The sequence below is a fragment of the Dietzia sp. oral taxon 368 genome, from assembly GCF_002999155.1.
In the GTDB taxonomy this organism is placed as follows: domain Bacteria; phylum Actinomycetota; class Actinomycetes; order Mycobacteriales; family Mycobacteriaceae; genus Dietzia; species Dietzia cinnamea.
On sequence record NZ_CP027238.1, the window covers coordinates 2,416,174 to 2,442,807 of the forward strand.

The following is a 26,634-nucleotide window of genomic DNA, read 5'->3' on the forward strand; positions in this document are numbered from 1 at the left end:
CCGCACCCTTCGATCGTCAGCGCTGGAGCCACACGGCGGTGTCCGGTGGCAGTCTGCTCCCGTCGAGGGGGCCCGACGCGAGCACCACGTCACCCTCGGGCAGCTGCACCGCGTGACGCGTTGTATTGATCATGCACAGGACCGGGCCGTCCTCGCGCCAGAACAGTAGACACCCGTCAAGTTTGTCGTCCCACCCGATCGTCGAGGACCCCGTGGGAGGCCACGACCGCCGGATCTCGATCGCTCGCCGATACAGCGCCAGCGTGGAATCGGGGTCGGTCTCCTGCGCTGCCGCCGTCAGCGGTGCCCAGCCGTCGGGCATCGGCAGCCAGGTCCGCGGCGAGTCCGAGAACCCGTACGGCGGCCGGTCGCCGTCCCACGGGATGGGAACGCGGCAGTGGTCACGCCCGGTCTCGGCGTGGGCGGTGCGCTCCCAGGTCGGATCGGTGAGCCGATCGTGAGGGATGGAGTAGTCGCTGGGCAGGCCGAGTTCGGCGCCGTTGTAGACGAACGTGATGCCCGGCAGGGCGGGCGCGACGAGGAGCATGGCGCGTGCGCGGGCTGTGCCGGTGGCGCCGTTGCCGTAGCGGGTCACCTCGCGCACGACGTCGTGGTTCGACAACGCCCATGTGGGGGCGGCGCCGGAGACGCGGGCGGCCTCGAGGGTGGAGTCGATCGCCGCGCGGATCGCCGCCGCCTCGAACGGGGCGCCCGTGAGGGCGAAGTGGAACGCGAAGTGCAGCTCGTCGGGCCGGAGGTAGCGCGCGAACCGCTCGACCGAGCCCACCCAGACCTCACCGAAGGCGGCGGTGCCGGGGTGGTCGTCGAGGACGCGCCGGATCCGTCGGTGGACATCGTGGACGCCGGGCTGGTCCCACCGTGCGTCACGGGTGTCGACGACGAGCTGCGCGATCTCCACGTCGTCGGGCAGGTCCGCCAGGTCGGCGGGTTTGGCGAGGCCGTGCGCGACGTCGATCCGGAACCCGTCCACTCCCAGGTCGAGCCAGAACCGCAGGGTGTGCTCGAGATCGTCGGCGACGTCCGGGTGCGACCAGTCGAGGTCCGGTTGTTCGGGGGCGAAGAGGTGGAGGTACCACTGCCCGGGCGTGCCGTCGGGCTCGGTGATGCGAGTCCAGGCGGGGCCGCCGAAGACGGACGGCCAGTTGTTGGGCGGTTCCGATCCGTCTTCGCCGCGCCCGTCGCGGAAGTAGTAGCGTGCCCGCTCGGGGCTGCCCGGCCCGGCGGCGACCGCGGCCGCGAACCACGGGTGCTCCACGCTGGTGTGGTTGGGCACGAGGTCCATGATGAGCACCATGCCCACGGCGTGCAGTCGCTCGAGTAGCCGCTCGAGGGTGGCGACGTCCCCGAACAGCGGGTCCACGTCCCGCGGGTCCGAGACGTCGTATCCGTGGTCGACGCCCGGCGACCGCATGATCGGCGAGAGCCAGATCCCGTCCACTCCGAGCGTCTCGAGGTGTCCCGCGCGGTCGAGGACGCCCTGCAGATCCCCCGCGCCGTCACCGTCGGAGTCGGCGAACGAGCGTGGGTAGATCTGGTACAGGACCATGTCGTCCCATGCTCGCCGGGCGTGCGCGGGGGACGGGGTCACGGCGCGTCCGCGGTGTTGACCATCATCGCGGCGGCGCGGGTGAGGTAGTCCACCAGCGCGGCGCGGTGTTCGTCGTCCAGGGTGTCGCGGTCGATCGTCTCGACCGCCGCGAGCATGTGGGTGAGCCACGCGTCGTGGGCGGCGCGGTCGACGACGTACGGGTTGTGCCGCATCCGCAGTCGCGGGTGCCCGCGTTGCTCGGAGTAGGTGGTGGGGCCTCCCCAGTACTGCTCGAGGAACATCCGCAGGCGGTCCTCGGCGGGGCCCAGGTCCTCCTCGGGGTACATCGGGCGCAGCACGGGGTCGTCCGCCACGCGGCGGTAGAACTCGTGGACGATCTTCCGGAACGTTTCCGCCCCACCGACCTCGTCATAGAACGTGCTGCTGCTCATGGCCTCCATGATGCCTGTGTAGTCACCTGCGGGCCGCCAGGGCGGACACCCGCGGACCCCCTCGCGGGTGGTGGAGCCACCCCTGACCCGCCCGCGTCACCCCCCACCCCTGACCCGCGCTCGTGCCCGCCCCGCCCGCGGCCCCGGCCACGCCCCGGCCCGGCCGCGGCCCCGGCCACGCCCCGGCGTGTGTCGATATGGACGCACTCGTGGCGACTGTGGACGTAACCATGGTGGTGATCCGGGCTCCGGACCTACATGGTTACGTCCAGAACCCGAGGGGCATGCGGTCCGACCGGCGCGGTTCTCCCGAGCGCGGCGTCACGGAGCGCAATCGGCGCCGCCCCCGCCGCCCCCGCCGCTACTGATCCTGGCAGGGCGACTCGGCGAGCCCGCTCGCCTGTAATCCGCGCGAAGAGTTCACCGAAGGTGCATCATCGTTGCAGGCAAGGTTCACTGCGGGCCCGGTCGGGAATGGTGCACTGGGCTCGGAACAGACGGGCGGAGACCGACCATGGGCACAGCAGTGCGCGAGAACTCGGAGTACCGACAACGGGGGTCGCGGACCCCCAAGCGACTGGAGCCGGTCCCGGACCGGCCGGTCCCGCTCGCGTCGGCACCGCGCGTGCTGTTGCTCAACGCCAGCTACGAGGCACTCACCGCCCTTCCTGCCCGCCGAGCCGTGGTGATGCTGCTGGGGGGGAAGGCCGACGTGGTGCACGAGCACCCGGTGGAGGTCGTGGTGCGGTCGGTCGACACTTCGGTGCGTGTGCCCTCCGTCATCCGGCTCCGCGAGTACGTCCGGATCCCATACCGCACGCAGGTGCCGATGACCCGCGCCGCGCTCATGCACCGGGACGGGCACCGCTGCGGATACTGCAACGCCAAGGCCACGACCGTCGACCACGTCGTCCCGCGCAGCCGCGGGGGAGCGCACAACTGGGAGAACTGCGTCGCCTCGTGCGCACCGTGCAACCACCGCAAGGCGGACAAACTCCTCTCCGAGCTGGGTTGGGAGCTCCACGTGCCGCTCGTCGCCCCGCGGGGCCGGACGTGGCGACTCGTCTCGCAGTTGCGGGAGATCGGCCCGTACTGGGAGGACTACCTCTATCTCGACGCCGCCTGATCCAGCGAAGTCCGGCGGCCGGGGTGCCGCGGCCGCCTGCCCGGCGATGGACCTGTCAGTCGGCCTCGGCGGCGTCGACGGCCCGGGCCGCCAACGCGCGGGTCATGTCCGCGGTCTGCTCGGCGATGATCCGACGCAGCGACGACGGCCGCGACTCGTCGGCGATCACCTGCTCGAACCGCTCCACGGTCTCGCTGTCGACCGCCCAGGAAGGGAAGATGCCCTCGGCGACGGTCTGCGCGAGGTCGCCGGGGCGCGCCTTCCACAGTGCGGTGACGTCGTCGAGGTAGCGCTCGCACAGGCCGCTGAGCAGGTGTTCGTGGCCGGGCAGATCCAGCCCGAGGAGTGTGGCACGCACGATCGCGTTGGTCGGGGCGTCGGCGCCTGTGGTCAGGAGCAACTCCTCCGCCTCCTCCTTCGCGGCGACGGAGGGGCGGGCCGCCCGCGCGGTGGCGGCCCGGCGGGCCCCGCCGGCCGTGTCGTCGGCGGCGAGCTCCGCATCGATGCGGTCGGTGCCCTCGACGCCCGCGGCGACGAGTGCGGTGAGCACGGTCCAGCGCAGATCGGTGTCGACGATGAGGCCGGGCAGCCCCGCGTCCTCGGCACCCGCGTCGAGGAGCGTCCCGAGCACACGCTGCTGATCGATCCCGATCGGGCACCCGCACAGCGCGGTGAGGAACGCGAGCTGGTGATCCGAACCCGGCTCGGCGTCGCGGGCTGCGGCGAGCATGGCCCCGGAGAACGTCGCCCACCCGGTCGCGGCCGCCCAGTCCGGGTCGGCGTAGCGCGCCAACGCGGTCTGCGCCTGCGTGAGTACGCGCTGGACGACGCCGATCTGGGGCTCGCGCGGGACGGCACGCGAGACCACCTCGACGAAGCGACGGGCGGGGAGCCGTGCCTCCCGCGTCATCTCCCACAGCGCCGACCAACACAGCGTCCGCGCCAGCGGGTCGACGATGTTCTCGAGGGAATCCAGGACGGTGGCCAGCGACCGCTCGTCCAGGCGGACCGAGCAGTACGTCAGGTCCTCGTCGTTGGGCAGGACGAGGTCGGGCACCGGCTGGCCGGCCAGGTCGGCGACGACGGTCCGCTCGCCGGCGATGTCGAGTTCGGCGCGGGCGGTCCGCACGAGCGCGCCGGAGTTGTCGCGGTTGTACAGGCCCACGCCCAGACGGTGTGTGCGCAGCTCGCCGGCCCCCGGTGCTGCGGGACCCTGGGTCACCGTCAGCTCGGAGATGCGGGCACTCGCTCCGCTACCCGAGACGGACACGTCAACGGAGATCGGGTTGATTCCGGTGGTGCGCAGCCACTGGTCGGCCCAGCCGGACAGGTCGCGGCCGGAGGACTCCTCCAGCGCCGACAGCAGATCGTCGAATTCGGCGTTGCCGAACGCGTGCTCGGCGAAGTACGCGCGCAGACCCGCAAGGAAGGGCTCGCGCCCGACGTAGGCGACGAGCTGCTTGAGCACCGAGGCGCCCTTGGCGTAGGTGATCCCGTCGAAGTTGGCCTCGACCGTCTCCAGATCGGTCATGTCCGCCGCCACGGGGTGCGTCGACGGCAGCTGGTCCTGGCGGTACGCCCACGATTTCTCCACGTTCGCGAACGTCGTCCACGCCTCCGTGTACTGCGTCGCGTCGACCTGGGCGAGCACGGAGGCGAAGGTGGCGAACGACTCGTTGAGCCACAGGTCGTCCCACCACCGCATGGTCACGAGGTCGCCGAACCACATATGGGCCATCTCGTGCAGGATCGTCTCGTTGCGCCGCTCGTAGCGGTACCCGGTCACCCGGGAGCGGAAGACGTAGTCCTCGAGGAACGTCACCGCGCCGGCGTTCTCCATGGCCCCCGCGTTGAACTCGGGGACGAAGATCTGGTCATACTTGCCGAACGCGTACGGCAGCCCGAACTCGCGGTGGTAGAAGCCGAAGCCCTCCTTGGTCTCCGCGAAGAGGCGATCGGCGTCGAGGTACTCGGCGAGCGAGGCTCGACACAGCAGCCGCAGCGGGATGGTGCCGTATTCGTCGGTGTAGGCGTCCTCCACCACGTGATACGGACCCGCGATGAGCGCGACCAGGTAGGTGGACATGATCTCGGTCGGCGCGAAGCGGTGGACCACGCCACCGCCCTCCGCCGGTGACTCCTCGGCCAGGGTGTTGGCCACCACGACCCACTTCTCCGGTGCCGTCACCGTGAGCGTGTACCTCGCCTTGAGATCCGGCTGGTCGAAACAGGCGAAGACACGCTTCGCGTCCGCCGTCTCGAACTGGGAGTAGAGATAGACCTCCCCGTCCGCCGGATCGACCATCCGGTGCAGGCCCTCACCGGTCGTGGTGTACGCCAGATCGGCGTCCACCACGAGCTCATTGGACTCCTGCAGGTCGGGAAGGGTGAGGCCCTCCTCGTCGTCGTACCGGTTCTCATCCCCGGCCGGGAGCAGCTCCCGGCCGTTGAGGACCGCCGACCTGATCACGGCGGACCGCAGGTCGATGAAGGTCTCCGCGCCCGGGCGCGCGCAGGAGAACCGCACCACCGTGCGCGAGCGGAACCTACCGGTTCCGGGCCCGCCACTGCCGTCGGTGAGATCGATCTCCACGTCGTACGACTCGACGCTGAGCAGTTCCGACCGCGCTGCGGCGTCGGCGCGGGTGAGGTTGAGCGAGCGCATCTGTGGGACCTCGGTTCGGTGGGGTTCGTCTACCGCACCAGTCCTACCACCCGGGCCCGACACGGAAGCGGCAGTGGCGGCACGCGCGCCGGACGGGGAGGATGGGGACATGACCTCCAGTACGCAGTCCACCACCCGTTCCGTCGACTTCTGGTTCGATCCGCTGTGCCCCTTCGCGTGGGTCACCAGCCGCTGGATCCTCGAGGTCGAGAAGGTCCGCGAGATCTCCCTGACGTGGAACGTCATGAGCCTGGCCGTGCTCAACGACGGCCGGGACCTGCCCGAGGACTACATGGAGAAGATGAAGCTCGCGTGGGGCCCCGTGCGGGTGGCGATCGCCGCCGCCGAGCGCCACGGCCAGGAGGTCCTCGGGCCGCTGTACACCGAGATGGGCACCCGTATCCACGACCAGGGTCGTGGCGTCGAGGACCCGACCGTCGTCACCGAGGCGCTCCAGGCCGCCGGCCTGGACGCCGACCTCGCCGCGGCAGCGGGGACCGATGAGTACGACGACGAGCTCCGCGCCTCCCACCACCGGGGCATGGACCCGGTGGGCGACGAGGTCGGGACCCCGGTCGTCCACGTCGACGGGGTGGCCTTCTTCGGGCCCGTCCTGACACGCATCCCGCGAGGCGAGGAGGCCGGCAAGGTGTTCGACGGTGCCGCGCTGCTCGCCGGGTTTCCTTACTTCTTCGAGCTCAAGCGCAGCCGCACGGAGGATCCGCGGTTCGACTGAGCGGCGATGTCGGCCCCGGGTGCCCCCGGGGTGAGCGCACCCGGGGCGTGGCAGAATCGCCGCTATGCGCATCTACCTGGGAGCGGACCACGCCGGCTTCGAGATCAAGAACGTCATCGCCGAGCACCTGAAGGCCTCCGGCCACGAGGTCGTCGACTGCGGCGCCCACACGTACGACGCCGAGGACGACTACCCGGCGTTCTGCATCGACGCCGCCAGGAAGGTCGTCGCCGACCCGGGCAGCCTCGGGATCGTCCTGGGCGGCTCCGGCAACGGGGAGCAGATCGCCGCGAACAAGGTGCCCGGCGCGCGCTGCGCCCTCGCGTGGAGCGTCGAGACGGCTCGGCTCGCGCGTGAGCACAACAACGCGCAGCTGATCGGCATCGGCGGGCGTATGCACTCGCAGGAGGAGGCGCTGGCGATCGTCGACGCGTTCCTCGACCAGGAGTGGTCGGGTGCCGAGCGGCATCAGCGGCGCATCGACATCCTCGCCGAGTACGAGCGCACCGGCGAGGCCCCCGCGGTCCCCGGGGCCTGAGTTCCACCGCGCTCGAGCACAGCGATGCCTGATTCCGCCGTGCCAGATCCTCACCGTGCCTGAGGGGCACACCCTCCACCGGCTGGCCCGCCTGCACACCGAGTACTTCGCAGGCGGGCCGGTCCGTGTGTCCAGCCCTCAGGGCCGGTTCGCGGACCATGTCGTCGTCGACGGCCGGTACTTCGACCGCGCCACGGCGGTCGGCAAGCACCTCTTCCACCATTACGAGGGCGGCCTCGCCGTCCACGTCCACTTAGGCCTGTACGGCTTCTTCGACACCCACCTGGTCCCCGAGGGGCAGGACCCGCCTGCGCCGGTCGGGCAGGTGCGGATGCGGGTGGGCGCGATCGCCGACGGAGGGCCGGCGCACTGGGTCGACCTTCGCGGACCGACCCGGTGCGAGGTGATCGCCGAGGCGGAGGTCGGCGACGTGCGTGACCGACTGGGCCCCGACCCTCTCGACCCGGACGCGGAGCCCGAACGGGCCTGGGCCCGGATCTCCCGCAGCGCGCGGCCCGTCGGCGCCCTGCTCATGGATCAGAAGATCCTGGCCGGGGTCGGCAACGTCTACCGCGCCGAGGTGCTCTTCCGACACGGGATCGCCCCGTTCCTCCCCGGCAGGGAGCTCGACCGCGCCGAGTTCCACGCCGTGTGGAACGACCTCGTCCAGCTGATGGAGGTGGGCGTGGAGACCGGGGCCATCCACACCATCCGTCCCGAGCACGATCACGGAGACGTGCCGAGGCGGGGCGCCGACCGGCCGCGCAATTACGTCTACCAACGCGACGGCTGGGAGTGCCGGGTGTGCGGGGACGAGGTGCGTGCGGAGGCGATGGAGGCGCGGACGCTGTACTGGTGTCCCACCTGCCAACCGGGGCGCCGCGGCGGCTGACCGGGCGGGGTGACGGGAACAGCCCCGAACCCTCGGATGAGACGGGCGGGGCTCTCTGTGGAGCGGGTGACGGGAATCGAACCCGCGTATCCTGCTTGGAAGGCAGGGGCTTTACCATTAAGCTACACCCGCGTCGGTGGCCTGACCTGGGGTTTCCTCCCCGGTCCCGCTCACGCTGTGACAACACTACCGGACGCCACGCGGCGCTCCCAACTCCCGGGCCGATAAGTCGGAATCGGCGCCGAGGTGGGCCTGTCGTACACTGGGCGAGTTGGTTTGGCGGCCCGGCGGATTCCCCGTGCGTGACAGCGGGGCGGTCGGCCGCGCGACCCACCGGGATGTGGCGCAGCTTGGTAGCGCATCCGCTTTGGGAGCGGAGGGTCGCAGGTTCGAATCCTGTCATCCCGACCAGCGGAGCCGAAAGACACGAACCCCCAGAAGACTTCCTAGGAGAACATCACCGTGAAGAGCACTGTCGAGCAGCTCAACCCGACCCGGGTCAAGATCACCGTTGAGGTGCCGTTCGCGGAGCTCGAGCCGGACTTCGCCAAGGCCTACAAGTCGCTCGCCGGCCAGGTCAACATCCCGGGCTTCCGTCCCGGTAAGGCCCCGGCCAAGCTCCTCGAGTCGCGGATCGGTCGCCCGGCCGTCCTCGAGCAGGTCATCAACGACATGATCCCCGCGCGCTACAGCCAGGCCGTCGACGAGCACGAGCTCGTGGTCCTGGCCCAGCCGGAGATCGAGGTCACCAAGCTCGAGGACAACGACGTCGTGGAGTTCACGGCCGAGGTCGACGTCCGCCCGGAGATCACCCTGCCGAAGTTCGAGGACCTCGAGGTCACCGTCGAGGCGCCCGAGACCGACGACGCCGCCGTCGACGCCGAGCTCGACAACCTCCGCGCCCGCTTCGGCACCCTCAAGGGCGTCGAGCGCGGCGCCACCAAGGGCGACTTCCTGTCCGTGGACCTGGCCGCCACCGTCGACGGCGAGCCGGTCGAGGACGCCTCCACCGAGGGCCTGTCCTACGAGCTCGGCTCGGGCACGCTCATCGAGGGTCTCGACGAGGCCGCCGAGGGCCTGAAGGCCGGCGAGTCGAAGGAGTTCACCTCCTCGCTCGTCGCCGGTGAGCACGCCGGCAAGGAGGCCGTCATCACGGTGACCGTCCAGTCGGTCAAGGAGCGCGAGCTGCCCGAGGCCGACGACGAGTTCGCCCAGATGGCCAGCGAGTTCGACACCCTCGAGGAGCTGCGCGCCGACCTCACCGAGAAGGTCGCCCAGCAGGCGAAGGCCGGCCTGGCCGGGGAGATCCGCGACAAGGTGCTCGACGCGCTTCTCGAGGCCACCGACGTCCCGACCCCCGACGCCCTCGTCGAGGCCGAGGCGCACCAGCAGCTGCACTCGATCTTCGGCGATGCCGCGCACGACGACGACATGATCAACTCCATGCTCGCCGCGGAGGGCACCGACCGCGAGACCTTCGATGCGGAGACGCTCGAGGCCACCGCCCGTGCCATCCGTAGCCAGCTCCTGCTGGACGCGGTCGCCGAGGAGGCCTCCACCGACGTCTCGCAGGAGGAGCTCACGCAGCACATCCTGTTCCAGGCCCAGCGCTACGGCATGGACCCCAACCAGTTCGTGCAGCAGATCCAGCAGGCCGGTCAGCTCGGCTCGCTGTTCTCCGACGTCCGCCGCTCCAAGGCTCTGGCCGACGTGATCCAGCAGGTCACCGTCAAGGACGCCGAGGGCAACATCGTGGACACCTCCGAGTTCTTCGGCACCCGTGAGGACGCCTCGGACGAGGACGCCGCCGATGAGGCGACCGACTCCGTCGACGAGTCGCGCGAGGACACCGACGCCTGATCGGCACGCCCAGTCGCACCCGGGGGCCGGGGACCACCACGCGTGGTCCCCGGCCCTCTCCTCGTCAGGGGCTGCCCCGGCGGAGAGCGGGGTCGGCCGACGCTGAGAGCGAACACCCGCCCCGGCGGGACGGTTCCGTCCCCGGCGTTGGTTAGTGTTTGACGTAACGGTTCCCCGGCCACCGGTCGGCCGGGCGCCGCGCGAGCGGTGAAGACGATGAGCGAAGGTAGGTTCCCCGTGGCCCAGAACGGTTCAGCGGCTCAGCCCGGTTCGACACAGCCCGCCCTCAACTCGCCGGGGTCCCACGGACTCACTCTCGGCGACTCGGTGTACGAACGTCTCCTCCAGGAACGGATCATCTTCCTGGGGTCCCAGGTCGACGACGACATCGCCAACCGCCTCTGCGCGCAGATGCTCCTGCTCGCCGCGGAGGATCCCTCCCGCGACATCGCGATGTACATCAACTCGCCCGGCGGCTCGGTGACGGCCGGTATGGCCATCTACGACACCATGCAGTTCGTCGAGTGCGACGTGGCCACCTACGGCATGGGTCTGGCCGCCTCGATGGGCCAGTTCCTGCTGGCGGCCGGGACGAAGGGCAAGCGCTACGCCCTGCCGCACGCCAAGATCATGATGCACCAGCCGTCGGCCGGCGTCGGAGGCTCCGCCGCCGACATCGCCATCCAGGCCGAGCAGTTCGCGGCGACCAAGCGTGAGATGGCCGAGCTCATCGCCTTCCACACCGGTCAGTCGTTCGAGCAGGTCACCGAGGACTCCGACCGCGACCGCTGGTTCACGGCCGAGCAGGCCAAGGAGTACGGCTTCGTCGACCACGTTATCTCGCGTGCGTCCCAGTCCGGCGGGTCCTCGCCGTCGTGATCGAGTCCTTCCCCGGCGGGAGCGCTCCCGCCGACCGTCCAGCCCCGCACACGACCACGGAGTCCCCGATGACCTCACTGCCGTCCTCGCGCTACATTCTCCCGTCCTTCGTCGAGCACTCCAGCTACGGCGTCAAGGAATCCAACCCGTACAACAAGCTCTTCGAGGAGCGCATCATCTTCCTGGGCACCCAGGTCGACGACGCCTCGGCGAACGACATCATGGCCCAGCTCCTGGTCCTGGAGGGCCAGGATCCGGACCGCGACATCACCATGTACATCAACTCGCCGGGCGGCTCGTTCACGTCGCTCATGGCGATCTACGACACGATGCAGTACGTGCGCCCGGACGTCGTGACGGTGTGCCTCGGGCAGGCCGCGTCGGCCGCGGCCGTGCTGCTCGCGGCGGGCACGAAGGGCAAGCGCGCCGCGCTTCCCAACGCCCGCATCCTCATCCACCAGCCCGCCACCGGCGGCATCCAGGGCCAGGTCTCGGACCTCGAGATCCAGGCCGCGGAGATCGAGCGGATGCGTCGACTCATGGAGACCACCCTCGCCCGTCACACCGGTCGTGACGCCGACCAGATCCGCAAGGACACGGACCGCGACAAGATCCTCACGGCCGAGGAGGCCAGGGACTACGGCATCATCGACACCGTGTTCGACTACCGCAAGCTGTCGGCGGGCAACTGACGCGGCGGCGGCGCGCCGCTCAGGGGAGCGGTGCGCCGTCGGGTGCAATGAACTGATCGCGCGGGGCGGCTTTTGTGGCCGCTCCCGCGTACCGTCGACTACGGGGCGTGACATCGACGCCCCCGGAATGCGAGGACGTAGAACTCATGGCGCGTGTGGGTGAGAGCGGCGACCTGTTGAAGTGTTCCTTCTGTGGGAAGAGTCAGAAGCAGGTCAAGAAGCTGATCGCCGGTCCCGGGGTCTACATCTGCGACGAGTGCATCGAGCTGTGCAACGAGATCATCGAGTCGGAGGTCGACGAGTCGCAGGAGGCGGGTCTCGACGCGCTGCCCAAGCCGGCCGAGATCCACGCGTTCCTCGACGAGTACGTGGTGGGGCAGGACGCGGCCAAGCGCAATCTCGCGGTGGCGGTCTACAACCACTACAAGCGTATCCGCGTGGGCGCGACCCTCGGACGTGGTGACGGCGTCGAGCTGGCCAAGTCCAACATCCTCATGCTGGGCCCGACCGGCTGCGGCAAGACCTACCTCGCGCAGACCCTCGCCAAGATGCTCAACGTGCCGTTCGCGATCGCGGACGCCACGGCGCTGACCGAGGCCGGGTACGTGGGCGAGGACGTGGAGAACATCCTCCTCAAGCTCATCCAGGCCGCTGACTTCGACACCAAGCGCGCCGAGATGGGCATCATCTACATCGACGAGGTCGACAAGATCGCGCGCAAGGCGGAGAACCCGTCGATCACGCGGGACGTGTCCGGCGAGGGCGTCCAGCAGGCGCTGCTCAAGATCCTCGAGGGGACCCAGGCGTCGGTGCCGCCGCAGGGCGGGCGCAAGCATCCCCACCAGGAGTTCATCCAGATCGACACGTCCAACGTGCTGTTCATCGTGGCCGGCGCGTTCCAGGGCTTGGAGAAGATCGTCGGCGACCGCGTGGGCCGCAAGGGCCTGGGGTTCGGCGCGGAGGTGGCCAGTAAGAACGAGCTGGACACCACGGACAACTTCTCGGAGGTCATGCCCGAGGACCTGGTCAAGTTCGGCCTGATCCCGGAGTTCATCGGGCGCCTGCCCGTGGTGGCGACCGTGACGAGCCTCGACCGCGAGGCCCTGGTGAACATCCTCGCCGAGCCGAAGAACGCGCTGGTCAAGCAGTACGCCCGCCTGTTCGAGATGGACGGCGTGGAGCTCGAGTTCACGCAGGACGCGCTCGAGGCAGTGGCCGATCAGGCGATCCTTCGCGGCACCGGCGCCCGTGGTCTGCGTGCGATCATGGAGGAGGTGCTCCTGCCGGTGATGTACGACATCCCGGGCCGCGACGACGTCGCCCGCGTGGTGGTCACCGGCGAGACGGTGCGCGACAACGTCCTCCCGACGATCGTCCCGGTCTCCGAGGAGGAGCCCCGCGAGCGCTCGGCGTGAGCTGACCGGCCGGCGGGTGGAGGAGATCCCCGCCGTGATCGAGGCGATGGAGGGCGTAGTGGCCCGCGGCCGCTTCGCCAAGGCCGCCCTCGAGATCGCGATGTTCGACGCGTGGGCCCGGTCGTCGGACGTGCCGGTTCGCTCGCTGCTCGGCGGCGCGGTGCGTGATTCGATCGAGTGCACCTGGGCGCTGGGCGCCATGCCGCTCGAGGAGATGGTCGCCGAGATCGACGAGCTGCTGGCGGCGGATCGTCACCGCAGTTTCAAGGTGAAGATGGGCGCGCTGGAGCCGGCGGAGGACGTGGCCCGCATCGCCGCGCTCGCGGATCGGCTGAACGGTCGCGCCGGTCTGCGGGTGGACATCAACGCCCGTTGGGACCGGTTCACCGCCAATGTGCATCTGCCCGCGTTGGTGGAGGCCGGGATCGAGCTCATCGAGCAGCCGACCCCCACCGAGCAGGTCGAGGTGCTCGCCGAGCTCAACCGGTCGCTGCCGGTGCAGTTCATGGCCGATGAGTCGGTCCAGTCGCCGCACGACGCGCTCGAGGTCGCCCGTCGGGACGCGGCCGGGGTAATCGCGGTCAAGACCACCAAGCTCGGTGGGCTCACCCGCGGCAAGGAGGCCGTGGCGGTCGCCCGCGCAGCGGGGATCGCCTGCCACGCGGCGACGTCCTTGGAGGGGCCGATAGGCACGGTCGCCTCACTGCACCTGGCCTGCGCGGAGCCCGGCTTCAACTACGGCTCGGAGCTCTTCGGCCCGCTGCTGCTGGCCGAGACGTACGTCACCGAGCCGATCCGCTACGAGGAGGGCCGCGTACACCTCCCGGAGGGACCGGGCCTGGGCGTGGAGCCCGACCACGACGCGGTGGAGCGGTTCACCCGCCGCTGATGACCGCCCCGACCCACCACTGACAAGCGCCCGACCCACACCACCGACAAGAAGGAGAGGCCGACAATGGCACTGTTCCACGTCCGCATGGACGTCAGGATCCCGCACGACCTGGACCCGGAGGTCCGCGCCGAGACCGTGGCGCGCGAGAAGGCCTACAGCCAGGAGCTGCAACGGTCCGGGAAGTGGCGTGAGCTCTGGCGCATCGTCGGCCAGTACTCGAACATCAGCATCTTCGACGTCGAGTCCGGCGACGAGCTCCACGAGATCCTCCAGGAACTCCCACTGTTCCCGTTCATGGACATCGAGGTCATGGCCCTGACCCGGCACCCGTCCCGGATCGACGGCTGACGGCGACATGTCGGACGCCCCCGGGGCGGAGCGCGGAACACGCGGTCCACCCCCCGGGGCGTCGTCGCTTCCCAGGACGTCCCGGCGGCGGGTGCGTTGTTCCGGGCACCGGGTGAGCCAGTCGGTGCCTCCCCTCCGCGACTACCGCGGGCATAGGCGCAGCGCGACCTCCGCGAGGTGCGCTGGTTCTTCGGCTCACGCTGCCTCTCCGTACGGAAATCCCGGGGGTGCGCTGCGGGAACGGACCTTTCCGCCAGCGCGAGTCGAAGGCGCAGCGCGACCCCCGCGAGGTGCGCTGGCGTAATGCCCGGGCGCGGCCTTCCCGGGGGGCTGCGCGCGGGTGGGCGGTTGCGGTCGCGGCGTCGGCGTCAGACCCGCTCGAACACGGCGGCGAGGCCCTGGCCACCGCCGATGCACATGGTCTCCAGGCCCCACTGCGCGTCCCGGCGGACCATTTCGCGGGAGAGGGTCGCGAGCATCCGGGCACCGGTCGCGCCGACGGGGTGGCCGAGAGAGATGCCGGAACCGTGCGGGTTGAGGTGCTCGGAGGCCGGATCGATGTCCCACTCACGCATGACGGCCAGAGCCTGGGCGGCAAACGCCTCGTTGAGTTCGATGACGTCCATGTCGGCCAGCGTGAGTCCCAACCGGTCGAGTGCTTTGGCGGTCGCGGGGACCGGGCCGATGCCCATGGTCTCCGGGGCGACGCCCGCGACGGCCCAGGAGGCCAGACGCACGATCGGGGTCAGGCCGAGAGTTGCCGCCCTGTCGGCGGTGGTCACCACGCACATCGCGGCGCCGTCGTTCTGACCGGAGGCGTTGCCGGCGGTGACTGTGGCTTCGGAGTCCGCACGTCCCATGATCGGGCGCAGCTCAGCAAGCGCCTCCACGCTGGAGTCCGCACGCGGGTGTTCGTCGGTGTCCACGACCAGGTCGTCGCCCTTGCGCTGCGGGACGGTGACCGGGACGATCTCCTCGCCGAATGCGCCGGACCGCTGTGCGGCGACCGCCCGTTGGTGTGACTGGGGCCATGGCCGGCCGGGTCACGATCGTCCAGGCCGAGGAGGTCGTCTGCGAGGGTGAGATCGACCCCGCCGACGTCCACCTGCCCGGCATCTACGTCCAGCGCATCGTCGAGGTCGGACGCCAGGAGACCGGCGTGGAGATCGAGAAGCTCAGCAGCAACGGGGAGGATCAGTCATGAGCTGGACCCATGAGCAGATGGCCGCCCGGATCGCCGCGGACTTCACCGACGGCCAGTACGTCAACCTCGGCATAGGGATGCCGACGCTGATCCCCGACCACCTCCCCGAGGGAGTGCGTGTCACACTCCACTCGGAGAACGGGATCCTGGGCGTTGGCCCCTATCCGACCCGGGAACAGCTGGACCCCGAGATGATCAACGCCGGCAAGGAGACGATCACCGCCGCACCCGGCGCGGCGTTCTTCGGCTCCTCGGACTCGTTCGCCATGATCCGGGGCGGCCACGTCGACGTGGCGGTGCTGGGCGCGATGCAGGTCTCGCAGCACGGCGACCTGAGCAACTGGATGATCCCGGGCGCGATGGTCAAGGGCATGGGCGGTGCGATGGACCTCGTCCACGGTGCCGGCCGTGTGATCGTGATGATGGACCACGTCACTCGCAAGGGCGGTCTCAAGCTCATGGAGGAGAACACCCTCCCGTACACCGGAAAGGCCTGCGCCCAGCGGGTCGTGACCGATCTGTGCGTCCTCGACATCACCGAGGAGGGCTTCCGCCTGGTCGAGCTGGCGCCCGACGTGACGATCGACGAGGTCCGTCAGAAGACGGCTGCGCCGGTCCACGCCTGATCAGCGCCGCCCGCCCGGCAACTCCGCGCGCCGGGGAACTCCGCCCGCCCGCTCGCCCGCCGGGCGGTGCGGACGAGGTCGACGAGCGGGCACACGGTACGGGGTCGGATTCTCACTACTGTAGGGGCCGACCCCGTCGTCGTCCCCGGGAGGCCCTCGGATATGAACACCAACACCCCGGTCACCGTCACCGTCACCGGTGCGGCCGGCAAGATCGCCTATTCGCTGCTGTTCTGGCTCGCGTCCGGCCTGGTCTTCGGGCCGGGCACCCCGGTCCGCCTACGGCTCCTCGACATCCCGTCGGCCGTGGTCGCCGCCGAGGGAGTGGCGATGGAGATCGAGGACTGCGCGTTGCCGTTGGTCGACTCGATCGAGATCACCGACGACGTGACAGAGGCGTTCGACGGCGCGAACGCGGCGTTCCTCGTGGGTGCCCGACCGCGCGGGAAGGGCATGGAGCGGGCCGATCTCCTCACCGCGAACGGGGCGATCTTCCGCGAACAGGGGCGGGCGATCAACGACCACGCCGCCGACGACATCCGCGTGGTCGTCGTGGGTAATCCCGCCAACACGAACGCGTACATCGCCCACCGTCACGCGCCCGACGTCCCGGCCGGACGCTTCACCGCGCTCATGCGTCTCGACCACAACCGCGCACTGAGCCAGCTGGCAACGCGGCTGGGGGCCCGGGTGTCCGAGCTCGACGGGGTGGTGGTCTGGGGCAACCACTCCGCGACCCAGTTCCCCGACGTCACCTATCTGACGCGCGGGGGCGAACCAGTCACCGCCGGGCTCGACCCCGAGTGGCTGGCCGACACCTTCATCCCGCGCGTCGCGGGCCGCGGCGCCGAGATCATCGCAGTCCGGGGATCGTCGTCGGCCGCCTCCGCGGCCGGTGCGGCGGTCGACCAGATGCGGGACTGGGTGCGTGGCACGTCCGGCGAGAGCTGGACCACCGTCGCGTTGCCGTCGGGTGGCGAGTACGGCACGGTCACCGGTGTGGTGACGGGGTTGCCGTGCCGCAGCCGGGGCGGCGAGTGGGAGGTCGTCGAGGGCCTGGAGATCAGCGATTTCCAGCGGGCCCGCATCGACGCCTCGGTCGCGGAACTGGTCTCCGAGCGGGACGCTGTGCGCGCTCTCGGCCTGGCGGACTGACCCCGCGATCCTCCACCGACCCTCGACACCGTGAAGTCCGACGCCGCGGACAGGTGGGCGTACGCGTGACGCCCGAGTGGCGAGGGGCCCCGAGGTGCCCGGCGCGGTATGCGCACCCACCGTCGGCGCGTGCGGGCACCCGGCCATGCCCGCGGCCCCGGCGGCGGCGCTCACGGCGAAGGCTGCCCGCAGGAACCCGCGCCTCCCCAGTCCGCGTTCCAGCGTCTCCGCCGCGTGATGTCCGGTGTGCTCCATGGTGGGTTCCTTCTGCAGACGATGTTCTCCGACAGCGACGCGCAGAAAGCCACGTGTCCGGTGTGTCGAACCGGTTTCACCGTGTTTCGGGCGAGTTCGGAGGACGGCCTAAGATGGCCGGGTGACCACTCCAGCCGCTTCCCCTCCGAACGCCGACCGCGCGGACGCCCTGCCAGCCTCCTGGAACCCAGGTGAGGTGGAGGCCGAGCTGTATCAGCGCTGGGTGGACGCCGGCTACTTCGAGGCCGACGCATCCAGCGGCAAGCCCGCGTACTCGGTAGTCCTACCCCCGCCAAACGTCACCGGCAGTCTGCACATGGGCCACGCGCTCGACCACACCCTCATGGACGTGCTCACCCGGCGCAGGCGCATGCAGGGGTACGAGGTGCTGTGGCTGCCCGGCATGGATCACGCCGGCATCGCGACGCAGACCCTGGTGGACCGGAAGCTCCGCGACGAGGGGATCGACCGGCACGAGATCGGTCGTGAGGCCTTCATCGAGAAGGTCTGGGAGTGGAAGCGTGAGTCCGGCGGCACGATCGGCGAGCAGATGCGCCGCCTCGGCGACGGCGTGGACTGGTCGCGCGAGCGGTTCACCCTCGACGAGGGCCTGTCCCGGGCCGTCCAGACGATCTTCAAGGAACTCTACGACCAAGGGCTGATCTACCGCGCGGAGCGACTGGTCAACTGGTCGCCCACGCTGCAGACCGCGATCTCCGACATCGAGGTCAAGTACTCCGACGTCGAGGGCGAGCTGGTCAGCTTCCGATACGGCTCGATGGACGACTCCGAGCCGCACCTGGTCGTGGCCACGACCCGTCTCGAGACCATGCTCGGCGACACCGCGATCGCCGTCCACCCGGACGATGAGCGCTACGCGCATCTGGTGGGCACCGAGATCCCGCATCCGTTCCGCGACGGCTGGACCATGCGTGTGGTCGCCGACGACTACGTGGACCCGGAGTTCGGCACGGGTGCCGTCAAGGTCACGCCGGCACACGACCCCAACGACTTCGCCATCGGCCAGCGTCACGGGCTCGAGATGCCCACGATCATGGACGCCACCGGCCACATCACGGGCACCGGCACCCGCTACGACGGCATGGACCGTTTCGAGGCACGTGCGGCGGTCCGCGAGGACCTGGCGGCGCAGGGGCGGATCGTCAAGGAGGTCCGGCCCTACCTGCACTCGGTCGGTCACTCGGAGCGGTCCGGGGAGCCGATCGAGCCGCGCCTGTCGCTGCAGTGGTGGGTCCGCGTCGAGGAACTGGCGAAGATGGCCGGCGACGCGGTCCGCGACGGCGACACGGTGATCCACCCGACGAGCCAGGAACCGCGGTGGTTCGACTGGGTCGACGACATGCACGACTGGTGCATCTCGCGCCAGCTGTGGTGGGGCCACCGGATCCCGATCTGGTACGGGCCCGACGGCGAGGTGGTGTGCGTGGGCCCCGACGAGGAGCCGCCCGCCGGGTACACGCAGGAGGCCGACGTCCTCGACACGTGGTTCTCCTCCGCGCTGTGGCCGTTCTCCACGATGGGCTGGCCCGAGCGCACCGCCGACCTCGAACGCTTCTACCCGACGTCGGTGCTGGTCACCGGCTACGACATCCTGTTCTTCTGGGTGGCGCGGATGATGATGTTCGGCACGTTCGTGGGCCGCCGGCTCGGCGGCGACAAGGCCGCGCCCGGCACGGTCCCGTTCACCGACGTGTTCCTCCACGGGCTGGTCCGTGACGAGCACGGTCAGAAGATGTCCAAGTCCAAGGGCAACGGTATCGACCCGTTGGACTGGGTCGACCGTTTCGGCGCGGACGCACTGCGGTTCACGCTGGCGCGAGGCGCGCACCCCGGCGGCGACCTGTCCGTCGGCGACGACTCCGCGCAGGCCTCGCGCAACTTCGCCACCAAACTCTTCAACGCCACCCGCTTCGCGCTCATGAACGGCGCGAAGGTCGGTCCGGTGCCCGACGCCGCGGATCTCACCGACGCCGACCGGTGGATCCTGCACCGTCTGGGGCAGGTGCGGGAGACCGTCGACGAGGCGTTGGAGCGCTACGAGTTCTCCAAGGCGTGCGAGGCCCTCTACCACTTCGCGTGGGACGAGGTCTGCGACTGGTATCTCGAGCTCGCGAAGGTCCAGTTCGGGAACGACGACGAGTCCCGCGCCTCCGAGCGGGCCGAGCGGACGAGGCTCGTACTGGGCCACGTCCTGGACGTGCTGCTGCGGATGCTGCACCCGGTGATCCCGTTCGTCACCGAGACCCTCTGGACCGCCCTCACCGGCGGTGAATCGCTCGTGATCGCGCCGTGGCCGACCGACGTGGTCCCGGCCGACGACGCCTCGGACGCGGTGCGGCGGGTGGGCGACGCCCAGACGCTGGTCACGGAGATCCGCCGGTTCCGCTCGGATCAGGGCCTCAAGCCCGGTCAGCGCGTGCCGGCGCGTATCGGTGGCGTCGACGGCGCGGACCTGCCGGCCGACCTGCTCGACCAGGTGGCCTCGCTCGCCCGCCTCACGCCGGCCGCGGACGACTTCACCGCCACGGCGTCGCTCGAGGTCCGGCTCGGCCTGTCGACGGTGGACGTCGAGATCGACACGTCGGGGACGATCGACCTCGCCGCCGAGCGGCGTCGCCTGGAGAAGGATCTCGCGGCGGCCCACAAGGAACTCAAGACCACGGGCGCCAAGCTCGGCAACGAGGCGTTCCTGGGCAAGGCGCCTGACCACGTCGTCGACAAGATCCGTGCCAGGCGTGACCTGGCGGAGGCCGAGGTCGCCCGGATCACCGCCCGGCTCGAGACGATGCCGGCGGGGAGTGGCTCCGCGTGAGTGACCGCAAGTGGCTCCCGCCCCACGATCCGGAGGAGGGATGGGACACCCCGACCGAGGAGGACGTCGCCGAGATGCTCGGCGAGGACGGGCTCGTGTCGGGCGTACCACTGGGCGGGCCCATCCCGGGGGACGAGGAGAGCGACGGTGACGACCACCTGCCGCCGCGCCCGATCCCCGAGGTGGGCAGCCCCGAGTGGCAGGCCGACACGGCCGAGCTCGCGGCGGTCGAGGAGAACCTGGCCACCCGCTGGCCCGAGTCCCGCCTCGAGCCGAGCCTGGACCGGATCGCCGAGCTGACCTCGATCCTCGGCGACCCACAGCACGCCTACCCCGTGGTGCACGTCGCCGGGACGAACGGCAAGACGTCGGTCACCCGGATGATCGACGCGCTGCTCCGGGCGCTCCACCAGCGCACCGGGCGCAACTCCAGCCCGCACCTGCAGAGCGTCACCGAGCGCATCGCGATGGACGGCGAGCCGATCACGGCGCGGACCTTCGTCGACACCTACCGTGAGCTGCAGCCCTACTTCGACCTGGTCGACCAGCGGTCCGAGGAGGCGGGCGGCCCGCGGATGAGCTACTTCGAGGTGCTCACAGCGATGGCGTTCGCCGCGTTCGCCGACGCTCCCGTCGACGTCGCGGTGATCGAGACGGGGATGGGCGGGACCTGGGACGCCACCAACGTCGTGCGGCCGGCCGTCTCCGTCATCACCCCCGTCGGCCTGGACCACACCGAGTACCTCGGCGAGGACCTCGCGACGATCGCGGGGGAGAAGGCCGGGATCATCCAGCCGGGACCCTCCGACGACCTGCTGCCGCGGGACCCGGTCGCCGTGATCGGCCGCCAGGAGCCCGAGGCCATGGAGGTGCTGATCCGCCGCGCGGTCGAGGTCGGCGCGGTCGTCGCGCGCCTCGGTTCCGAGTTCGATGTCGTGGAGCGGCGTCTCGCCGTGGGCGGACAGCAGCTAACCCTGCGCGGGCTCGGCGGCGAGTACCCCGAGGTGTTCCTGCCCCTGTTCGGCGAGCACCAGGCCGAGAACGCGGCGACCGCCCTGGCCGCGGTCGAGGCGTTCTTCGGAGCCGGGCCCGACAGGGCGCTGGATCCGGAACTCGTCCGCGCCGGCTTCGCCGCGGTCGACAACCCGGGCCGTCTCGAACGGCTCAGCTCCAGCCCCACCGTCCTGGTGGACGCGGCCCACAACGGCCACGGGGGTCGCGCGCTCGCCGAGGCCGTCACCTCGGAGTTCGACTTCAAGCGGCTGGTCGCCGTGGTCGCCATGCTCGACGGCAAGGACGCCGACGCCTTCCTCGCGGCGCTGGAGCCCGTGGTCGAGGAGGTCGTCGTCACCCGCTCGGCGTCACCGCGCGCGATGGAACTCGACGAGTTGGCCCGGATCGCGGAGGAGCGGTTCACCGCGCAGCGCGTCCACGTGGTGGACACCCTGCCCGACGCGGTCAGCGCCGCCCTGGATCTCGTGGGCGTCCCGGACCCCACCGCGGACGACGACGTCTCCGGAGTCGGCGTCCTCGTCACCGGCTCCGTGGTGACCGCCGGTGCCGCCCGCAGTCTGTTCGGAAAGGACGCACAGTGACCGACCCGACCCCCGGACCCCGGGGCACCGCACACGAGCCGTCGGTGGACCCGTGGAAGGGCCTGCGGGGCATCATGGCGGGGACCCTGGTGCTCGAGGCGATCGTCATCGGCCTGGTGCTCACGGTGATCGCACGGCTCGACGACGGCGCGCACTTCCAACCGTGGAAGGTGTGGTTCGTCAGTCTGCTGGCGATCGCGATGCTCGTGGCCAGCGGACTCCAGCGCAAACCCTGGGCGATCCCGATGAATCTGACCCTCGTGGCCCTGGCCGTGGCGGGATGGGCCGTGCACTGGTCGATGGGCGTCTCCGGCCTGTTGTTCGCGACCGTGTGGGCGTACATCCTGTTCCTGCGCCGCGACCTCGCGGGACGGATGGCCGGGGGATACCTGCCCAGTCAGCACGACTGAGCGGCCCCGCCGGGCGACCCCGCCCGCGTATGTGCTTGTAGCATTGCCGCCGTGACCGAGAGAACCTTCTTCCTCATCAAGCCCGACGGAGTCGAGCGCGGCCTGACCGGCACCATCCTGTCCCGTATCGAGGCCAAGGGGCTCAGGATCGTCGCCATGGACATGCGGCGGGTGCCGCAGGAGACCGCGGCCGAGCACTACGCGGAGCACGCCGAGCGTCCGTTCTACGGCGACCTGCTCGAGTTCATCACCTCCGGTCCCGTGGTCGCTGGCGTCCTCGAGGGGCCCCGCGCGATCGCCGCGTGGCGGCAGCTCGCGGGTGGCACCGATCCCGTCGAGAAGGCCGCCCCGGGCTCCATCCGCGGCGACTTCGGCCTCGAGACCCAGCTGAACCTCGTCCACGGTTCGGACTCCGAGGAGTCGGCGGCGCGCGAGATCGCGCTCTGGTTCCCCGGTCTGTAGCTCCCGCCACCTCCTGCAGCGACGACGCTGCCCACGCGCCCGTCGGCCCCCGTCCCGACGGGCGCGTCGCCATTTCGTGGTGCCCGGACGGCGACGTTCCGGCGCCCGGTGTGGGAGAATGATCGGAGCCCATCCTGGCGAGTGGACCACCAGTCCGCCCCGGAACGGGCGCCCGCCACCCGCGGCCCGATTCGTCCGGGTACCGCGGACCACAAGACGTTGCCCCGCCACGGCGGGGCCGAGACCAGAAGACGCCCGACCCCGTGCGGCGGCGTGGGTCACCGGTTTCCCGGTGACGTGATCGCGCCCGGAGTCCGGCCGGAGGAGACACGTGTCGGATCCGAACCTGACCATCGACGACCTCGCCGCGCTGCCCGAGAGGATGCGCGCGCACGCCGCGGCCAAGGCCGTGGGCATGACCAGCAAGGAGTTCCTGGCCGCCATGGCCGGGATCGGGGTGGAGATCAAGAGCGCCCAGTCCGGCGTGACCCGCGACATGCTGCTGACCTGGTTCAACAGCCGTTCCGACGCGGCGGAGGCTCCAGCCGCGAAGAAGGCCCCGGCCCGCAAGACCGCCGCGAAGAAGGCCGCGGCGAAGAAAGCCCCAGCGCGCGAGGACGCCGCCGAGGCGACGGGAGTGGACGTGGCCCCCGCCGAGGGGGAGACGGCCGATACCCGATCCGCCCGGAAGGCGCCCGCCCGGAAGAGCCCGGCGCGCAAGACCACCGCCGAGAAGACCGCCGAGAAGGCCACCGCGGCGGAGAAGAGCGCCGCGAGGACCGCCGACGAGACCGTCCCGGCCGAGGACACCCGCTCGGAAGCCGCCCGCACCGGGGGTGGGAAGACCGACGCGAGGAACCGGCCGCCGCTGCCGGAGATCGCGATCGTCACCGGCGAGGTCGGCGCCGCCGAGCCCGGGAACCGTCGCCGTCGCTCCACCGCGACCCCCTCGTTCTCCCCCCTGTTCCTCTCCCCCGAGGACACCGCCGCGTCCACCGGGAGGTCCGACTCGGCAGCGAAGTCGGACTCCACGGCGCCGTCCGACTCGGCCACGCGGTCCGGCCCCACTGCCCAGCCCGATTCCACCGAACAGTCCGACTCCGGTGAGGGCGGAACCCGTCGTCGTCGGCGTGGCCGTCGGGGCCGCGGCCGCGGGCGCGGTGAGGGCGGCGACGAGCAGAACGGCCAGGACACCACCTCCGGTCCGGACGCGGGTGCCGCCGGATCCGACGACGCGACCGGTGACGACGCCAACGACGCCGACGACCGCACCGCCGCCGCCACGGCGTCCTCCGGAGACGCCGACGGCGCAGACGCGTCCGACGACGCCGCGACGGCCGCCCGCGGGACCGGCCGCGACCGCTCCGACGACGCCGCGGACCGGACGGCCGACGACGCCGACGGGCAGGACGAGTCCGGAGACGACGACGCGGACGAGTCCGACGACTCCTCGGGCGCCCCGTCGGGCTCGAGGAGGCGTCGCCGTCGTCGTCGTCGTGGTGGGGGTTCCGGCGCCGACGACGCCCAGACCTCCAGCGACGACCCGCCCCACACCGAGGTTCACGAGCGCGACCCACGCCGCCGCACCGGGCGCGCGGGACAGGGCTCCGGCACGTCCTCCGACGAGGTCCAGGGCATCACCGGCTCGACCCGACTCGAGGCCAAGCGCCAGCGTCGACGCGACGGCCGTGAGGCCGGCCGTCGCCGCCAGCCGATCCTGTCGGAGGCCGAGTTCCTCGCCCGCCGCGAGGCCGTGGACCGCGTCATGGTGGTACGCGAGAAGCAGCGCACCGACGGCAAGGGCCTCATGACCCAGGTCGGCGTCCTCGAGGACAAGGTGCTCGTCGAGCACTTCGTCACCACCGAGTCCGCCCGCTCGATGGTCGGCAACGTCTACCTCGGCCGCGTGCAGAACGTCCTGCCCAGCATGGAGGCGGCGTTCGTCGACATCGGACGCGGCCGCAACGGCGTGCTCTACGCCGGCGAGGTCAACTGGGAGGCCGCCGGACTCGGCGGAAAGGCCCGGCGCATCGAGCAGGCGCTCAAGTCCGGCGACATGGTATTGGTCCAGGTCACCAAGGACCCCGTCGGGCAGAAGGGCGCCCGCCTGACGACCCAGATCTCGCTGGCCGGCCGGTTCCTCGTCTACGTCCCCGACGGCAACTCCACCGGCATCTCCCGCAAGCTGCCCGACACCGAGCGCCGTCGACTGAAGGGGATCCTCAAGGAGGTCGTCCCCGAGGGCTCCGGCGTCATCATCCGCACCGCCGCCGAGGGCGTCAGCGCCGAGGAGATCGGTCGCGACGTCGAGCGGCTCGCCGCGCAGTGGACCGAGATCTCCGAGGCGGCCGCCAAGCGCACCGAGTCCGGTTCCGGCACGCCCGTCGCGCTGTACGAGGAGCCCGATCTGCTGGTCAAGGTCGTCCGCGACCTGTTCAACGAGGACTTCTCCAAGCTCGTCATCCAGGGCGAGACGTCCTGGAACACGGTCCACGGCTACGTCTCACGTGTGGCGCCCGAGATGGTCGACCGGCTCGAACGCCACGACAACCCCGACGTGGACGTGTTCGCCACCCACCGGGTCGACGAGCAGCTGGCCAAGGCGCTCGACCGCAAGGTGTGGCTGCCCTCCGGTGGCTCCCTGGTGATCGACCGCACCGAGGCCATGACCGTCATCGACGTCAACACCGGCAAGTACACCGGCTCCGGCGGCAACCTCGAGGAGACCGTCACCAAGAACAACCTCGAGGCCGCCGAGGAGATCGTCCGCCAGCTGCGCCTGCGGGACGTGGGCGGCATGGTGATCATCGACTTCATCGACATGGTCCTCGAGGCGAACCGCGACCTCGTGCTGCGCCGCCTCACCGAGGCCCTCGGCCGCGACCGCACCCGCCATCAGGTCTCCGAGGTCACCTCGCTCGGCCTTGTCCAGCTCACCCGGAAGAAGCTGGGCACCGGTCTGGTCGAGGCGTTCTCCACGCCGTGTGAGCACTGCCAGGGTCGCGGTCTGATCGTCCACGCCGACCCCCTCCACACCGAGTCGCACAACGCCGACGAGCCGGGCGCCAAGCGCGGCCGTCGTCGTGGCGGCAACGGCAACGGTAAGGGCAACGGCGAGTCCGACAGCGCCTCGCCCAAGCAGGCACCGCGCAAGGACGGCCCCGCGCCGGCCGCGCACCCGGCCGCGCTGGCGATCGCCCGGCAGAACGCCGAGGCCGGCGCCGGCGGGACCGATTCGGCGGATTCGAAGACCGTCGAAGCCGCCGAGGCCGCCGCGCCCGTCGTGGTGGCCGCCCCGCCGGCCGAGGCCGGTACAGACGAGTCCGATGCCCCGGCGGCGACGTCGGCGGCAGAGGCCGCGGCCCCGTCGGCGGCAGAGGCCGCGGCCCCGTCGGCGGCGGACGCGGCGACGACGGCGGTGGCGACCTCTGCTGCGGACGAGGGCGAGACCGCTCCCGCAGCGGCCCCCGAGGCGGGGGTGGCGGACTCCGCCGACGCCGCCGGGGTCACCCGGCCCCCGCGTCGGCGCCGCGCGTCGCGACGGGCGGCGAGCAACGCTCCAGCCCCGGAGACCGCCGCCGCGGACTCCGCCGCGAAGGAGGTCGTCGAGACGCCACAGGCCGAGTCCGCAACGGTGGCCGAGGCGGAGGAGATCGTGGACGAGGTCGAGTCCGCTACGTCGGGGGGTGGGGCCTCAGCCGGCACGTCCGCCGACGCCACGTCCGCCGACGCGGCGACCACCGGTGCCACGTCCGGCCGGCGGCCCCGTCGCCGGTCGACCCGTCGCGAGGCGGGTGCCGCCACAGCGGACTCCGCGGCGGCCACGAGCGCGGCCGGCGCCGCCACGGCCGCCACGGAGATCCCTGCGGCTCCGGCGGCATCGGTCGAACCCCCGGCCGGGGTCGAGGCCGCGCCGCTCGCGCAGACGCCGACCGCCGTGGTCGCCGAGCCGCGCAGGCGCCCCGCGAGGCGACGCGCGACCCGGTCGACGACGGCTCCCACGAGCGACTGAGAGACCGGGCCGCGTGTCCGGCGGCACGGTCGGTTTGA

At 71.0% G+C, this 26,634-nt stretch carries 19 protein-coding genes, 2 tRNA genes and 3 pseudogenes; 19 read left to right on the forward strand and 5 right to left on the reverse strand.

Annotated features, from left to right (window positions below):
• Nucleotides 1-16: 16 nt before the first annotated feature.
• Nucleotides 17-1,609, reverse strand: a complete 1,593-nt coding sequence (locus C3V38_RS11280; RefSeq protein WP_106385797.1) for a glycoside hydrolase family 13 protein — start codon at nucleotides 1,607-1,609, stop codon at nucleotides 17-19.
• Nucleotides 1,606-2,001: a globin gene (locus tag C3V38_RS11285; RefSeq protein ID WP_061915758.1), complete on the reverse strand. Its 396-nt coding sequence runs from the start codon at nucleotides 1,999-2,001 to the stop codon at nucleotides 1,606-1,608. The genes C3V38_RS11280 and C3V38_RS11285 overlap by 4 nt, the downstream gene beginning before the upstream one ends.
• A 514-nt stretch (nucleotides 2,002-2,515) precedes the next feature.
• On the opposite strand from C3V38_RS11285, the gene C3V38_RS11290 reads away from it, so the two are divergent.
• Nucleotides 2,516-3,127: an HNH endonuclease gene (locus C3V38_RS11290; RefSeq protein WP_061915736.1), complete on the forward strand. Its 612-nt coding sequence runs from the start codon at nucleotides 2,516-2,518 to the stop codon at nucleotides 3,125-3,127.
• Between the two features lie 55 nt (nucleotides 3,128-3,182).
• Here the strand turns inward: C3V38_RS11290 and pepN are convergent, their stop codons facing one another.
• The gene (gene pepN / locus C3V38_RS11295) at nucleotides 3,183-5,792 is read right to left on the reverse strand and encodes an aminopeptidase N (protein ID WP_106385798.1); all 2,610 of its coding nucleotides are present in this window, start codon (nucleotides 5,790-5,792) and stop codon (nucleotides 3,183-3,185) included.
• A 109-nt stretch (nucleotides 5,793-5,901) separates the two neighbouring features.
• Between pepN and C3V38_RS11300 the strand changes: the two genes are divergently transcribed.
• From C3V38_RS11300 to C3V38_RS11310, 3 genes are all read left to right on the forward strand, one after another.
• Nucleotides 5,902-6,528 carry a DsbA family protein gene (locus C3V38_RS11300; protein WP_106385799.1) on the forward strand — a complete coding sequence of 209 codons (627 nt, stop codon included), beginning with the start codon at nucleotides 5,902-5,904 and terminating at the stop codon, nucleotides 6,526-6,528.
• A 64-nt stretch (nucleotides 6,529-6,592) separates the two neighbouring features.
• Complete coding sequence (locus C3V38_RS11305) at nucleotides 6,593-7,066, forward strand: ribose-5-phosphate isomerase (protein ID WP_106385800.1); 474 nt, start codon at nucleotides 6,593-6,595, stop codon at nucleotides 7,064-7,066.
• A gap of 55 nt (nucleotides 7,067-7,121) precedes the next feature.
• Complete coding sequence (locus C3V38_RS11310; RefSeq protein ID WP_106385801.1) at nucleotides 7,122-7,958, forward strand: Fpg/Nei family DNA glycosylase; 837 nt, start codon at nucleotides 7,122-7,124, stop codon at nucleotides 7,956-7,958.
• 58 nt (nucleotides 7,959-8,016) lie between these two features.
• Here the strand turns inward: C3V38_RS11310 and C3V38_RS11315 are convergent.
• A tRNA-Gly gene (locus C3V38_RS11315) sits at nucleotides 8,017-8,090 on the reverse strand.
• 202 nt (nucleotides 8,091-8,292) lie between these two features.
• Between C3V38_RS11315 and C3V38_RS11320 the strand changes: the two genes are divergently transcribed.
• The 7 genes and pseudogenes from C3V38_RS11320 (at nucleotide 8,293) to catC (ending at nucleotide 14,044) form a co-directional block, all read left to right on the forward strand.
• Nucleotides 8,293-8,369 (forward strand) — tRNA-Pro (locus tag C3V38_RS11320).
• 51 nt (nucleotides 8,370-8,420) lie between these two features.
• Nucleotides 8,421-9,818 carry a trigger factor gene (tig, locus tag C3V38_RS11325; RefSeq protein ID WP_106385802.1) on the forward strand — a complete coding sequence of 466 codons (1,398 nt, stop codon included), beginning with the start codon at nucleotides 8,421-8,423 and terminating at the stop codon, nucleotides 9,816-9,818.
• A gap of 237 nt (nucleotides 9,819-10,055) precedes the next feature.
• Nucleotides 10,056-10,697 carry an ATP-dependent Clp protease proteolytic subunit gene (locus C3V38_RS11330; RefSeq protein ID WP_007626671.1) on the forward strand — a complete coding sequence of 214 codons (642 nt, stop codon included), beginning with the start codon at nucleotides 10,056-10,058 and terminating at the stop codon, nucleotides 10,695-10,697.
• A gap of 68 nt (nucleotides 10,698-10,765) precedes the next feature.
• A complete protein-coding gene (locus tag C3V38_RS11335; RefSeq protein ID WP_061228473.1) occupies nucleotides 10,766-11,389 on the forward strand; it encodes an ATP-dependent Clp protease proteolytic subunit in 624 nt (207 codons plus the stop codon).
• A 146-nt stretch (nucleotides 11,390-11,535) separates the two neighbouring features.
• Entirely contained in the window at nucleotides 11,536-12,804 is a 1,269-nt protein-coding gene (clpX, locus tag C3V38_RS11340) for an ATP-dependent Clp protease ATP-binding subunit ClpX (RefSeq protein WP_061228474.1), read from the forward strand.
• Nucleotide 12,805: 1 nt separating this feature from the next.
• A pseudogene (locus C3V38_RS11345) lies at nucleotides 12,806-13,693 on the forward strand (muconate/chloromuconate family cycloisomerase); the annotation flags it as partial.
• 66 nt (nucleotides 13,694-13,759) lie between these two features.
• Complete coding sequence (gene catC / locus C3V38_RS11350; protein WP_061228475.1) at nucleotides 13,760-14,044, forward strand: muconolactone Delta-isomerase; 285 nt, start codon at nucleotides 13,760-13,762, stop codon at nucleotides 14,042-14,044.
• Nucleotides 14,045-14,412: 368 nt separating this feature from the next.
• On the opposite strand, the pseudogene C3V38_RS11355 reads toward catC, so the two are convergent.
• A pseudogene (locus tag C3V38_RS11355) lies at nucleotides 14,413-15,069 on the reverse strand (acetyl-CoA C-acyltransferase); the annotation flags it as partial.
• Between the two features lie 2 nt (nucleotides 15,070-15,071).
• Between C3V38_RS11355 and C3V38_RS11360 the strand changes: the two are divergent.
• From C3V38_RS11360 to C3V38_RS11395, 8 genes and pseudogenes are all read left to right on the forward strand, one after another.
• Nucleotides 15,072-15,248: pseudogene (locus C3V38_RS11360) on the forward strand (CoA-transferase); the annotation flags it as partial.
• Nucleotides 15,245-15,874 carry a 3-oxoacid CoA-transferase subunit B gene (locus C3V38_RS11365; RefSeq protein WP_106385803.1) on the forward strand — a complete coding sequence of 210 codons (630 nt, stop codon included), beginning with the start codon at nucleotides 15,245-15,247 and terminating at the stop codon, nucleotides 15,872-15,874. The pseudogene C3V38_RS11360 and the gene C3V38_RS11365, both read left to right, overlap by 4 nt.
• A 162-nt stretch (nucleotides 15,875-16,036) precedes the next feature.
• A complete protein-coding gene (locus tag C3V38_RS11370) occupies nucleotides 16,037-17,029 on the forward strand; it encodes a malate dehydrogenase (protein ID WP_061228477.1) in 993 nt (330 codons plus the stop codon).
• Nucleotides 17,030-17,405: 376 nt separating this feature from the next.
• Nucleotides 17,406-20,117 carry a valine--tRNA ligase gene (locus tag C3V38_RS11375; protein ID WP_061228478.1) on the forward strand — a complete coding sequence of 904 codons (2,712 nt, stop codon included), beginning with the start codon at nucleotides 17,406-17,408 and terminating at the stop codon, nucleotides 20,115-20,117.
• Complete coding sequence (locus tag C3V38_RS11380; protein WP_174521534.1) at nucleotides 20,114-21,712, forward strand: folylpolyglutamate synthase/dihydrofolate synthase family protein; 1,599 nt, start codon at nucleotides 20,114-20,116, stop codon at nucleotides 21,710-21,712. The genes C3V38_RS11375 and C3V38_RS11380 overlap by 4 nt, the downstream gene beginning before the upstream one ends.
• On the forward strand, nucleotides 21,709-22,122 hold the full coding sequence (locus tag C3V38_RS11385) for a DUF4233 domain-containing protein (RefSeq protein ID WP_106385804.1): 414 nt from the start codon (nucleotides 21,709-21,711) through the stop codon (nucleotides 22,120-22,122). The genes C3V38_RS11380 and C3V38_RS11385 overlap by 4 nt, the downstream gene beginning before the upstream one ends.
• A 51-nt stretch (nucleotides 22,123-22,173) precedes the next feature.
• Nucleotides 22,174-22,584 carry a nucleoside-diphosphate kinase gene (ndk, locus tag C3V38_RS11390; RefSeq protein WP_007628950.1) on the forward strand — a complete coding sequence of 137 codons (411 nt, stop codon included), beginning with the start codon at nucleotides 22,174-22,176 and terminating at the stop codon, nucleotides 22,582-22,584.
• A 331-nt stretch (nucleotides 22,585-22,915) separates the two neighbouring features.
• Nucleotides 22,916-26,596: an Rne/Rng family ribonuclease gene (locus C3V38_RS11395; protein ID WP_106385805.1), complete on the forward strand. Its 3,681-nt coding sequence runs from the start codon at nucleotides 22,916-22,918 to the stop codon at nucleotides 26,594-26,596.
• Nucleotides 26,597-26,634: the final 38 nt, after the last annotated feature.

Excerpts from the sequence above, each read along its gene's own strand:
- C3V38_RS11305 (WP_106385800.1), top strand. The coding sequence starts at position 6,593 with ATGCGCATCTACCTGGGAGCGGACCACGCCGGCTTCGAGATCAAGAAC.
- C3V38_RS11335 (WP_061228473.1), top strand. The coding sequence starts at position 10,766 with ATGACCTCACTGCCGTCCTCGCGCTACATTCTCCCGTCCTTCGTCGAG.
- C3V38_RS11365 (WP_106385803.1), top strand. The coding sequence starts at position 15,245 with ATGAGCTGGACCCATGAGCAGATGGCCGCCCGGATCGCCGCGGACTTC.
- C3V38_RS11285 (WP_061915758.1), bottom strand. The coding sequence starts at position 2,001 with ATGAGCAGCAGCACGTTCTATGACGAGGTCGGTGGGGCGGAAACGTTC.
- C3V38_RS11370 (WP_061228477.1), top strand. The coding sequence starts at position 16,037 with ATGAACACCAACACCCCGGTCACCGTCACCGTCACCGGTGCGGCCGGC.
- C3V38_RS11300 (WP_106385799.1), top strand. The coding sequence starts at position 5,902 with ATGACCTCCAGTACGCAGTCCACCACCCGTTCCGTCGACTTCTGGTTC.
- pepN (WP_106385798.1), bottom strand. The coding sequence starts at position 5,792 with ATGCGCTCGCTCAACCTCACCCGCGCCGACGCCGCAGCGCGGTCGGAA.
- C3V38_RS11290 (WP_061915736.1), top strand. The coding sequence starts at position 2,516 with ATGGGCACAGCAGTGCGCGAGAACTCGGAGTACCGACAACGGGGGTCG.
- catC (WP_061228475.1), top strand. The coding sequence starts at position 13,760 with ATGGCACTGTTCCACGTCCGCATGGACGTCAGGATCCCGCACGACCTG.
- clpX (WP_061228474.1), top strand. The coding sequence starts at position 11,536 with ATGGCGCGTGTGGGTGAGAGCGGCGACCTGTTGAAGTGTTCCTTCTGT.